Genomic DNA, 12,318 nt, shown 5'->3' on the forward strand with positions numbered 1-12,318 from the left:
TTTAAATTATCTTTGGCAGAAGCCGTAACCGAATGGTTACGGCTTTTGCCGTATGGACATACCTACTTCAGACCTACTTTCTAGTATGAGACACTTTTTGTTATCAGCCCTCTTCGTATTTACTTATGCACTAGCTGCACAAAATACTAATTGCTTACCACCTACACCCATTTCGGTCTCTGGTAAGGATATGCAAGTCGCCCAAATTAAGGACTTACTCCAAGCCAATGGCAATAACGCACTATTTGATGAGCAAAAAATAGAAAAAGCAATTCGCAATGTCGAAACCTGTAATCAGGAACGAGCCGGACGCTTGCTTGGTATAGAGAATGAAATCTCCATCCTGACTCATAACTACCAGGAAGTACTGTCCATTCGTGACGTTCAGGGAACGAAACAACAGATTGAAGACCTTGAAAAAAGTAAAATGGAGACCTTGGCTTCCTTGGAAGAACGTATGCAAAGGTTTCAACGAAAGGGCTTGTATATTGTTTTTCTACCTGTTACTAGCGTACTAACAGATGTGAAAGAGTTTCAGAATCAAGCTAAACAATCTCTTACTCAACGTGCTATAGAGGAAATAAACGGTACCAGTATAAGACGAATCAGTGAAGTAATAAATCAACAAGACGTGAGTGACATTATTTCCAGCATTACAGCAGGAGAAGTAACGCTAGACCGGATAATATATGATGTCCCTGATTTCAGAAAAGGCCAAGAGTATTACATCTATTTTGCATCGGTTAATGTGACTCCATTGAGCAAAACTACATTTAATGGAATCAGTTTACAATCAGAAGCTAGAGCCAGTGTCTTCAACCCAATCGTTGACCATAATTACAACGTTGATCTTCAGAGCCTTGGTGTTGATCCCGTCCACATTACAACCATTCAGCAATTACTAGGTAATTGGAATGAGAACATTGTGAACCATAACAAGAACATAGATAGTAGTCAACTCCAAATAGCAAGCTCCGGCGAACAACAGGTTCGCGAAATTGATACGCAAATCAATAATCTACGTGAACAACTAAACCAGCGGAGTAGCCGAATCAATCAATACTGCACTGAAATGGGTATCCGTTTCGATGACAACAATCTAAACGGTAGCGCCCAGCGTGTTCTAAATGCGATTCAACAACAGCTACAAAGTAGCCAAAACAACTGGCGTATCACAAAAGACGAAGAGATACTCTTCAGGAAATCCTCTATTACTATTTCAGGTAATCCACTAGATATCTTAGCGGAAGAAAGTATTAAACTTACCGAACGGCTACGAGCAGATTATACTAAAGTCACCAAAAATGAGGAAATACTGGATTTGGAAGATTATTCCGTAGCGAACTACCAAAATACCCGCCAGATAGAATTCTACAGGGAGTTAAATAGAGTCTCTGTGATGTGTGCGGGGCAAGCTAATGGTTCTTTCAATGTGGTCGTGTTTGCCACATTTAAAATAAAGGACGAGGCTACAGAAAGGAATAGGTCGAATAACTACTCTTTAAACTCGACTTCCTCTAATTACAAAACGCTGGTAAGTGATAACTTCATACACATCTCTGGTGGCACCTTCCAAATGGGCGACCAATACAACGAAGGTGACGACGGCGAAAAGCCTGTACATACCGTAAAAGTGAGTAACTTTTACCTAAGTTCTACAGAGGTGACCTTCGCTGAATATGATGCCTTCTGTACCGCTACCAAGCGTAACAAACCTGACGATGAAGGCTGGGGACGGAGCCAGCGCCCCGCCATCAATGTAAGTTGGTGCGACGCGGTAGATTACGCCAACTGGCTAAGCGAACAGAACAACCTGCAAAAAGTATACAGCGGCAACTGCGACAACATCCGCGCCAACTGGGAGGCCAACGGCTACCGCCTGCCTACCGAGGCGGAGTGGGAATACGCAGCTCGGCAGGGTGGCCAAGAAGTGCGCTTGGGCAACGGAAAAGATACCGCCGAGTCGGCGGAGATTAATTTTGATGCTTCCCCAGGCTATAAAATCAGCTATTACCGCGTAGGAACTTATCGCAGACAAACTCTTCCAGTAGGCAGTCTCAATAGCCCAAACAGCCTAGGATTACACGATATGAGCGGAAATGTATGGGAATGGTGCTGGGATTGGCTTGGCGATTACCCTAGCTCGCCGCAACAAAATCCACGTGGGCCTGGATCGGGCTCTTACCGTACGAATCGCGGCGGCAGTTGGCTCATGAATCCGATGTATTGCCGCTCCGCTTTTCGGGGCTGGTTCACGCCGACTTATCGTGACGGCAATGTTGGCTTCCGCTTGGCCCGCAGTTAGGAGGTATCGCTTAGCGTCTACTTCATGGTGCCCTCTTGCTCTAACTTTTGAGCAATTGCGGACTGCTGCTATGGAAGATGAGGAGTGGTACGGAGCTTTAAAGTAAAAACTTCATTCCGATTTAAAACTTAGCTCAAACCAATAACTACAATACAACAACCTAATCTCTACAACTCTTTATCAGCATAACACCCAATATGAAGCATCTTTTCTCCCTCCTCCTCTTTTTATGCAGTGCAGCACTCGGTGCCCAAACCTGCGCCCCGTCTACGCCTATCACCCTTGCTCGGGCACCCTTTGGGGCACGGCAGATTACCGACATCATTGACCAGAACCGGGCGATCTTTGAACCGTCGGATATAGCTGAAGCCGAGCGCCTCATCCAACGTTGCCGACTGGAGATGGATGTGGCCCTGACGGACATCGACAACAAGACCAAGCAACTGACCCAGTTGTACCAGGAGGTGCTTACGGTAAGGGATGTAAAGGGTATGCAACAGCAAATTACAGAGCTGGAAGCCAGTAAGCAAGAAGCCCTTCAGGCCCTGCAAAGCCAACTGAAAAACCAGGGGCAGAGCGGTCTCTTTGTCGTATATCTGCGAGGGATAGACCCCTTCGGCAATGCGAACGAGTGGCGCCAGGCCGCTCAGCGCGCGCTGGAACTACGGGCCATTGAAGACCTGAACGGCACCGTGATCGAACGCCTCACCCGCGTGACCGATCAGCAGCAGGTTCGAGATGTTATCAATGCGCTGACGAAAGGCAAGGTGGAGGCCGAATCAGTACTGCTAGATGAGGTCAATACCGCCAAGGGCGACTACCTCTATATGGCAAAGGTGAGGGTAACGCCATTGGCACCCGATGAAAATGCCGGTTTGGAGGCCGCAAGTGGCAATGAACAAGCCTTGGTGATTAACCCTCTACTGGAAACGGAGTTTTCCCGTACCCTGCTGCGCCAAGGGGTAGATGCTGCTGAAATCACCGCCATTGAAGACCAGGTACTCCTCTGGCAGCGTACCATCGCCGACGCCAACACCAATGCCGATGATAGTCGCCAGCGCTTCATCAGTGCCAGTGAGCGAAACATCCGCAACCTGGATGCTCAGATTACGGATCTCCGCAGCCAGTATGCCAACCGCAGTCAGAAAATACAGCAATATTGCAACCAATTGAGCCTTTCTTTTGACCGCAATAACCTTACTCGCAGCGCGGATGATATCTTGCGCCACATCAAAACCCAACTCGCAGAGCTGGAAAAAAACTGGCGCACCACTAAAAGCCGGGAAATTTTCGTGAAAGATGCTTTTGTTTCTACAGATGGCGATGTAAAAGCCGCCCTGGCCAAAAAAGCAGAGGAACTTACCGAAAACCTGCGCCAATCTCACAGTACCACGACCAAACGTATTGAAGCCATTGAAATTGAAGACCTCTCCCTTACGGGCTATAGCAGCACTCGTGAAGTAGAATTGCTGCGTGAATTGCGCCAAATATGGATGATGCCCGTGGGGCGTAGTGGCGGCTTTGAGTTGTACGTTTTTGCCAGCTTTGAGGTAACCGGAGACCAGGTAAGCGGCGGCACCTATGGTGGAACCGCCCCCGACAACTTCATCCGCATCCCCGGCGGTACCTTCCAGATGGGCGACCAATACAACGAAGGCGACGACGACGAGAAGCCCGTTCACACCGTAGAGGTGAGCACTTTCTACCTCAGCCCCACCGAAGTGACCTTTGCCGAATATGATGCCTTCTGCACCGCCACCGGCCGTGACAAACCCAGCGATAGTGGCTGGGGGCGCGACCAACGCCCCGCCATCAATGTAAGCTGGTGCGACGCGGTGGAGTACGCCAACTGGCTAAGTACAAAAAATGGCCTGCAAACAATATACAGCGGCAACTGCGACAACATCCGCGCCAACTGGGAGGCCAACGGCTACCGCCTGCCTACCGAGGCGGAGTGGGAATATGCAGCCCGGCAGGGCGGCCAAAAAGTACGCTTTGGCAACGGCAAGGATATCGCCGATCCGGCGGAGATTAATTTTGATGGCGATCCAGATGAAAAAGAGTCTTATTCACGCTCGGGTGTGTATCGAGAAAAAAGCGTTCAAGTAGGCAGTCTCAACAGCCCTAACAGTCTCGGATTGCACGACATGAGCGGCAATGTATGGGAATGGTGCTGGGATTGGTTCGCTAGTGATTATTACAAAAATTCGCCGCGCAACAATCCTCAGGGACCTACTTCGGGCTCCAACCGGGTGCTTCGCGGCGGGTCATGGAACTTCAGCCCGGCCTACGTACGTTGCACTAGTCGCGGCGACAATAGCCCCGGCTTTAGGCTCAGCCTTATAGGTTTCCGTCTTGCGAGGGCGGGGCGTTAGTTTTTAACCTTTTTACCTTATTACCTTTTGCAGGTTTGGGAGGTAGGCGGAAACGAGCTTTGCTCGTCCGTCTGAAGATGGGTCAGCAGTGCATCAGCAATGCTGACCCATTTTTTTGAAAAAAAATATATATACCGAAGGTAAGATTGATATATCCTCAGGGATATAGCCATATATATAGCGCGAAGCGCAAGCGGTTTTTTTTCAATCGCTATATATAGGTTAATGCAATCGTATATATGCAAATCAAGATCATGACCCTGCCCTTTGATGGGAAGACCGAAGGCTTTGATGATGAGCTGGTAGCAGACTTTTGCCAGAACAAGCAGGTACATCGCATAGAGAGTCACTTTTTCCGGCAGGAAGGGCAGGCGTATTGGTCGGTGGCGATTCATTACGATACCGTCCTACCCAGGAAGACCGAAAAGGTGCGCGATCTGGACGATGCCCAGCAAATCCTGTTTCAGCGGCTGCGGGAATGGCGCAAAGAACAGGGGGCGAAGGCAGGCATTCCGGTCTATTTGATTGCCACCAATGCGCAGTTGACCGCTATTATCAAGCAGCCGGTTAAAACGTTGGAAGGCTTCAAGCTAGTCAAAGGATACGGCAAGCAGCGTATCGAGAAATACGGGCGCACGATTATCAACCTGATCAAAGCTTTTTACGAAGAGCAGGAAAAGCAAGCTCCCGCTCCGCCCATAAATAACGTGGCGGGTCATGGAACAACAACCTGGCCAACGTACGTTGCACTAATCGCAACAACAATAGCCCCGGCAATAGGAACAACAATATAGGTTTCCGTCTTGCGAATACAGAACTTTGTGCAGCAGACAATCCACTACGGTTGGTTGTCCCGTCACTCCCCCTGTCCCGTCGGTGGTGCGGCACGCTTTGAGTAGCGTCAAATAATTCAAAGAAGTGGTGTCGGTAATCATGGTACTGGTGAAGGCACTACTTCTTTTCCCTGCCACCCCATCTGCCACCTCTGTCGCTCAAATCCACTTTCCCTGCCACCCCTGCCACTCAGAAGGGGTTTCCCTGCCACCGCTATTGTAAAATAACGTTGGTCATCGCTACTTGCAGCCGTTATCCATTTAATAATGCGCTAAAATAGTGAACTATGATTGACATTAGCCAATTGCCTGAGTGGGCCAAAATTGAGATTAAGAAAGAAGATTTACTGGCCTTTGCCGAGAAGCTGCGGGAAGAAGGAATCCCAGGACAAACGCCCCCCTCTAAGACCGAGGAAGACGTCTTTTTTGATTTTCTGGAGATGTGCGACTTCCTGGGGATCGCCCAATCTACGGGGTACCAACGGGTAAGTCGGGGAGAGATTCCACATTTCAAGAAAGGACGACGCTTGTACTTCCGCAAGTCGGAACTGCTGGCCTGGGTGGAATCGGGCCGCCGGAAAACGACGGAAGATCTCAACGAGATTGCCGAGCAGTACCTGCGGGCTACGAAAACGGGCTTTTAAGATGCCGTCGCTAGATCAGCTCCGTGATATGGAGCGAAACATCGTGATGAAACGACGGATCAATACAGCCTGGGAAGATTTTACGGTGGCCGAGGTATTGGCCAACCGTATCTTCCCCAGGGAAATGCAATTGCACCCGGAAGATAAGGCCAATTTCCCTGCAATGGGCTTCAACCGCCAGCTGGGCAGTTTGAGTAACCAACAGCTTTTTCCTACTTGCTTTGTCATACTGGAACTCGATACGCCCGAGAAATGGAAAAAGCGGATCAAGGCTGGCGATCAGAAAACCCTGGCCTGTGCCAAGGCGCAAGCGTTCTATTTTTTCTGGCAGTTTCACCAACGCGCGGAGCTCCCTTATTACTGGATGTACCTCACGCCGTCGGCTTGCGGAATCCGCTTTGTGCTACGTACCGACCAGCCCGTCATCAACGAGGAGCATTACCGACAAGTGGTGCTTGATTACCTGCGGTATTTATACCGAATTACCAATGGCAAGATCAACCCTGACCATCACGATATTCGGGTGCACCAGGCCTGGTTTGTACCGGTCTTCCAGAAGGAGTTTAGCGCGAAGGAGCAGGATTGGAAAATCTTGCCTTACCAGGAACCGTCTACGCCCTTGCCACCAAGGGAGGGTGCCATCATTCGCACCCTTCCGAAAACGGAACAGGAGCGCCTGGACTTGGCGGTAAAGTTTACCGAAAGGAACTTCTCCTTTGTGGAAGGTCAGCGCAACGATTACCTCCACCACCTAGCTTGCAATTGCAACCGCTTTGGCCTGCTGGAAAGCGAAATAGCCCAGTGGATGGTGGGCGAGTACGAATTACCAGAAAAAGAAATCCGCGCTACCGTAGCCAGTGCTTACCGTAATAACCGAGCAGAGCATGGTCAGTTTTTAACTAAGGGGTCCTCACTTTGACTTTTTTTAGCCACGGAGGCACAGGGACACGGAGGTTTTTTATTGCGGGTTATCAAGTAGAAACATTTTGACTATTTCTAGTTGGATCTATAGTGATGAAAAGTCTCATAAAAAGGAATGATGTCATCTCTGTTTAGCGACCAAAAAAAACTCTGCGCCTCTGCGTCTCTGCGCGAGATATACAATCGAGGATAATCAAATACGATATGCAATATTATTTTTCTCCCTTTCCGGTGGATGTTTTCCCGGAGAGCCTGGCGAAGTATGTCCGCAATGTAGCTACCGCCATGGTTTGTCCGGCCGATTTGGTGGGGGCACTTCTGCTGGGGACGCTTTCCAGCGCGATCGGTACTTCTCGGGTCGTACAAATAAAAGAGGGGTGGACGGAACCGCCCGTCTTTTACGGAGCTATTGTGGCACCACCTTCCTCCAAGAAGTCGCCGGTGTTCAAGGAAGTGCTGAGGCCTGTGAAGAAAAAGCAATTAGCACTTTACCAGGAATATGAGCTAGCACGGACCCAGTACGAACAAGAGCTGGAGGTTTGGGAAGAAACGGAGCCTAAACAGCGCGGGCCCAAACCCGAGAAGCCTCTCCCGGTGCGGAATTTCTTTTCTGATTTCACCTTTGAGGCCCTGGCCAAGCTGCTGGAACAAAACCCGAAAGGACTCTTGCTGGGCCTCGATGAAATAGCCGCGTGGGTCAACTCCATGGACCAGTACCGCAAAAGTAAAGGTGCGGATCGTGACCACTGGCTTTCCCTGTGGAGCTGTAGTATGATTACGGTGGATCGTTCATCAAGAGAGGAACCCATCGTCATTCCCCGCCCTTTTGTGAGTGTGATTGGAGGTGTTCAACCCGACCGACTGAAGATTTTCAAAGGCAAAGATCACGACGGGTTTATCGACCGTATCCTCTTTGCTTACCCCGAAGAGATGGATAATGAGTGGACGGATGAAGTGGTCGCGAAAATCTTGCGCCAGCAGTACCAAGACCTTTACGATCAACTCTACGCATTAGCGCCAGAACTTACGCCGGAGGGTACATCCCAACCCATTGCCCTGGGTTTCTCCCCCAGCGCCCGCACCGACTTTATCAAAGTGGTCACGATCAATAATGACGATATCAATCGGGAGGGAGATCCTTTCTTGAAATCGGCTTTTAGTAAAATGGAGGCTTATTTCTTTCGCTTCACCCTGCTCTTGCAGCTGTGCCATGACCCCAACAGTCATCAAATAGAGGAGGAGGCCGTACAGGGTGCCATGCTTTTGCTACAGTACTTCAAGGACCAGGCCCGGAAAGTTTACGCTACGATTGAAGGTAGTGAAGTGAATTCCAAAAACCATCGTGCTCTGGAAGCCCTCAATACCCACGGTGAGCCAATGACCTTACGCGATTGCTACACCAAAAAAGTGGCGGGTGTAAAAACAGCCGGAGCAGCACGTAAGCTATTCGATGATCTTGAAAAAGAGGGTTACGGAAAAATACGACAACAACAAAACAGCTCGGGTGGCAAACCGACGATCACTTTCCACTTGCGGCAGTGCGATTGTGAGAGCTGCAATCAGCAATCACTGCTCAGAAGGGTTAAGTAGCTGTTTTTCAACACTTAGTAAGTGTAGGATCATTACAATACCCAGGCTGCAATCGCTGCAAACAACAAGGTCACTGCTGAAAAAATCGCCTGATTGCAGCAGCTTAAAACAGGTTCAAAAAATTGACTATCAACCAATTATACCTGATTGCTGAATGCAGCTTGCTATTCCTGTTCCGTATCCTCTACGAGCAAGTCACGAGCGTGGATGCCCAGTAATTCCGCAATACGGTAGAGGGTTTCCAGGTCTGGCTGCTGCACATTGCGGCACCAGCGGGAAACGGTAACGTCGTTTTTGTCCAACTGAGCAGCCAACCATTTATTGGTGCGGCCTTGCTCCCGGAGGACCTCCTTGATACGATTGTATGCTTTTTGCGGCATAAAGTCGTTTAAAGACTTTTAAAATAGTCGACAAAAGACTATTTTTGATTAATGATTAAAAACAAGACCAACTTATGCGCTACGCTACGCAAAAAATATGGCCCGGTGTTTACTCCTCTCACCAACGCTGCACCCAGGCCGTTGGACGGTTAAACCTGACGCTGGATGATCAACAACGCCTGTCGAAAGAGGACTATGTAAAGTTGCTCCAATATAGGCTAAAAACGGCAAAAGGAGAAACGCGCACCTGCGTGTTGAACAAGCTGCAAACCTTGGGTGCTGTGCCTATTAAAGCAACACCCACCAAAACCCGCGAGACGGGAGATTTGCCCGTAGCGGAGGGTTTTCCCGCTCCCGCAGTCGATGATAAACCCGCCCTTATTCAGGCCATTGAATCGCTGGCCCGCTGGACGACTTCTCGGGCCGCTATCTTTCTGACCTTGCTGGGAGCACTGAGCATCCAGATCCACCACCTGGCTTCGCTGGTACACCGCGTGAGCGAAAACGATGGCCTGCTGCTAGGCTACATCTTCGCGACCGTCTCCGAGTTAACGGCGCTGATGTTAACCGTGCACCAGGCCCGCAAGGGCATGTTAATCATCTTCGCCGTGGTACAATGCTGGATCAACATCCTTTACTACTGTACCCTCCCCGATCTGGTGATCCGTTTAACGCTCTCGGCCTTGATCGCCTTCGTGATTTACTCCTACTCCGAGCTGTTTACTACGCTGCAACGCGATAGTTCAACAGCCTCCCTCTTCACCAGTTCCCGTTAAACATGCTAACCCTCATTCAAATACACACGAAGGTGGAAGTGGACACGGCTAGTCCTGGCCCAAAAACACCCTGGTGGTTTTTATTAGCGGCGATACTCCTCGTCGTATTCGCCGCCAAGGAATTCATCATCACCCAACCCGACGGCTCCACCGAACTCGCCCCCGAGCGAGCCGCCAAACTCGCCCGCGAGCTGGAAGAACTCAACGAAGCCGAACAGTACGTCCTCATCGCGGCCCGCGACGGGCAATACCCTTGCTTTCATTGTACGCCAAAAAGTAGTATCTTTCTTCGGCGTGGCAACGTCTGGAAGTACGGCGTCACCCGCAAAGGCGAGCAGGGCCGCTACGGTCGCTGGCACGTAGACAATAATTTGCTCTACGTCACCCAGTACGTCGGCCCTTTACAGGAATGTCTGCGGCAGGAGAAGCTCAAAATTTACCATTACGCCCTCCACCCGGAAAACCTGGCCCGCCCCGTACCCTTGATTCGCCCACCCGGCAACAAACAGGACAATTGATATGGAAACTGCTACTGAAAAAGATACCCGTTTATTTCGCTTTGGCGCAGTGGTGCCGGAGGAGCATCAGGATTTGGCGTTGCGGATTGCAAGTCTGGAAGACTTGCTCAATAGCCGTATTGATCTACACCAATATGCCGCTTCGATTCGTACTATTTACTTTATCCCAATCGTAGCCGAAGCCCCAGAAGCAGAAACTTATACGACCTACGAGCCTGAAAATCAAACGGTAGAAATCCGAATCCCCATTCATCCTGACGAAGAACCATTACAGGTATTTATTCGGGAATTGACCGCCTTTCTAGAGCAAGTGGAAGGAGATTTTACTGGTTTCTTAGATGCTTTAAGAGAAGTAAAAAATATCCTAGACTAGTATTACAAATACTGTTAATTATTTATTTTTCAACTTCTTGTTTTAACTCAATTAGATATTGCTCGAACAAATCCAGTACTTTTATTTGTAAATAAATAAAATCTTCTGTAGATGATGGATCATTTTTTTTACCTGTCAATAGTTTTAGCATGTCTGCTTTGGACAATTGACCTGATCTAGCTTGAAAACTATCCATAAGATGCCCCCCTCCTAAGGAATGCCGAAGAATGTCAACAACTTTAACAAACCTATTTTTTCGTTGAAATGCCGTTGGTAAGGTTTTTAGGTTACCCCCATGACTATCCTTTGTTCTTTCAAAAATTATTTTGTACAAGGAGCTAGCAAAATCCGCAAACAATGCATCTGTGGAACAAAGTGCTCGTAGGTCATCGAACAATAAGCCATCGTCATTAGTAGGATTAAAAACATACATTCCTGCTCTATTATCCGACGTATTGTTAATTATCGTAATCAACTTAGTGATTTTTTTAACTCTCTCGCTTACGTTTTGGTGATCTACCTGGTAGGGGGCTGTTTGCTTTCTTTTTGATTCTAAGTATTGGTTAAAAAACTTACTAAACAAACGACACAAACCATCATCTTCCCTAACTACTAGACCTTTTCGTTGAAGAAGACCGACGTGGTAACTGTTTTCTTTTTGCTTTTTTTCATAGGAAAGGCTTTTTATTACTGAATGTTCCTCTATTGAAAGGCTTGGATATATTTCTTCGAAGTAAGATGATAAATTAAGATACGTTGGCCTTTCCTGCCTAACTACCCATTGTTCACCAATCACCTTTGCGTAGAAAGGAACTCCTCCAGAAGCCTCATATAGAAAACTCATCTCATCAGCTAAGTCAAGTGTCCCAGTATCTACTCTTTTACATTCAAATTCCCACATTTCAGTAAAGGCCTCTTTTGTTAAAGGAGGAACATATACAGTATCAGATATTACATTTAATTCTCCTGACCCTGTAATCGTACACAAATGCTCAAAGGTGTATGCTCCTGAAACAATAAAACCAAAAGGACTTTGTCCATTAGGCAAATGATGGGCAGAAAGGGTACGCATCGCCATGAATCCCACGGGCTCATCAAATACGTGTCTAAACAAATATTCATATTCATCAAATAAAAAATAGATAGTCTTACCTGATAACTCCGAAAAAAAATAGATAACCTCTTTGAAAACAGTTAAAATCCTAACATCCTTATGTTCCTGTAGGTAATCATAACAATCTAGCCAATCGTCCACAGGACTTAAGGCAACTCCTCTAATATCAATATCAGAGCAAAATAATTTTTCATAGGCAAGCTTTTCAACAACTCTAGCAATTAAATATCGATAAACATTACTAGTACCCTTAATCATTGATCCCTCCTCCTTAAAATCAATATAAAAAGGAATGACCCTGTCACTAACCTCCTTTTTGATTATAGTTTCTAAGCATTTTAGTAACGAAGTTTTTCCGTATCGCCTTAATCCAATAACTTGAACAATATTATTCCTAGTCACATGACGAATAAGTTGCTGTAACAATAGTTCACGTCCAAATAATTCTTCTGGATTATCAATGACCCGTTTGGGGTAAAAACCAACCAT

At 47.7% G+C, this 12,318-nt stretch carries 11 protein-coding genes; 9 read left to right on the forward strand and 2 right to left on the reverse strand.

Annotated elements, in window-relative coordinates; all coding sequences use genetic code 11:
• The first annotated feature begins 85 nt into the window (after positions 1–85).
• The 6 genes from AB0L18_RS05975 (at position 86) to AB0L18_RS06000 (ending at position 8,668) form a co-directional block, all read left to right on the forward strand.
• Positions 86–2,305 (forward strand): SUMF1/EgtB/PvdO family nonheme iron enzyme, encoded by a 2,220-nt coding sequence (locus tag AB0L18_RS05975; RefSeq protein WP_367391670.1) that lies wholly within the window; start codon positions 86–88, stop codon positions 2,303–2,305.
• A 197-nt stretch (positions 2,306–2,502) separates the two neighbouring features.
• Entirely contained in the window at positions 2,503–4,680 is a 2,178-nt protein-coding gene (locus AB0L18_RS05980; protein WP_367391671.1) for a formylglycine-generating enzyme family protein, read from the forward strand.
• 254 nt (positions 4,681–4,934) lie between these two features.
• Positions 4,935–5,474, forward strand: coding sequence for an HRDC domain-containing protein (locus AB0L18_RS05985; protein WP_367391672.1), 540 nt, complete (start codon positions 4,935–4,937; stop codon positions 5,472–5,474).
• 326 nt (positions 5,475–5,800) lie between these two features.
• Positions 5,801–6,157 carry a helix-turn-helix domain-containing protein gene (locus AB0L18_RS05990; protein WP_367391673.1) on the forward strand — a complete coding sequence of 119 codons (357 nt, stop codon included), beginning with the start codon at positions 5,801–5,803 and terminating at the stop codon, positions 6,155–6,157.
• 1 nt (position 6,158) lies between these two features.
• Positions 6,159–7,076, forward strand: coding sequence for a hypothetical protein (locus AB0L18_RS05995; RefSeq protein WP_367391674.1), 918 nt, complete (start codon positions 6,159–6,161; stop codon positions 7,074–7,076).
• A 206-nt stretch (positions 7,077–7,282) separates the two neighbouring features.
• Positions 7,283–8,668 carry a YfjI family protein gene (locus AB0L18_RS06000; RefSeq protein ID WP_367391675.1) on the forward strand — a complete coding sequence of 462 codons (1,386 nt, stop codon included), beginning with the start codon at positions 7,283–7,285 and terminating at the stop codon, positions 8,666–8,668.
• 164 nt (positions 8,669–8,832) lie between these two features.
• Here the strand turns inward: AB0L18_RS06000 and AB0L18_RS06005 are convergent, their stop codons facing one another.
• Positions 8,833–9,048, reverse strand: coding sequence for a helix-turn-helix transcriptional regulator (locus AB0L18_RS06005; RefSeq protein WP_367391676.1), 216 nt, complete (start codon positions 9,046–9,048; stop codon positions 8,833–8,835).
• A 74-nt stretch (positions 9,049–9,122) separates the two neighbouring features.
• Between AB0L18_RS06005 and AB0L18_RS06010 the strand changes: the two genes are divergently transcribed.
• From AB0L18_RS06010 to AB0L18_RS06020, 3 genes are read left to right on the forward strand one after another with little or no spacing between them, the layout of a single operon-like run.
• A complete protein-coding gene (locus AB0L18_RS06010) occupies positions 9,123–9,824 on the forward strand; it encodes a hypothetical protein (protein WP_367391677.1) in 702 nt (233 codons plus the stop codon).
• Between the two features lie 2 nt (positions 9,825–9,826).
• On the forward strand, positions 9,827–10,342 hold the full coding sequence (locus AB0L18_RS06015) for a hypothetical protein (protein ID WP_367391678.1): 516 nt from the start codon (positions 9,827–9,829) through the stop codon (positions 10,340–10,342).
• A gap of 1 nt (position 10,343) precedes the next feature.
• Positions 10,344–10,715: a hypothetical protein gene (locus AB0L18_RS06020; RefSeq protein ID WP_367391679.1), complete on the forward strand. Its 372-nt coding sequence runs from the start codon at positions 10,344–10,346 to the stop codon at positions 10,713–10,715.
• A gap of 22 nt (positions 10,716–10,737) precedes the next feature.
• Here the strand turns inward: AB0L18_RS06020 and AB0L18_RS06025 are convergent, their stop codons facing one another.
• On the reverse strand, positions 10,738–12,318 hold the full coding sequence (locus AB0L18_RS06025; RefSeq protein WP_367391680.1) for a hypothetical protein: 1,581 nt from the start codon (positions 12,316–12,318) through the stop codon (positions 10,738–10,740).

Source organism: Lewinella sp. LCG006 (genome assembly GCF_040784935.1).
GTDB lineage: Bacteria > Bacteroidota > Bacteroidia > Chitinophagales > Saprospiraceae > Lewinella.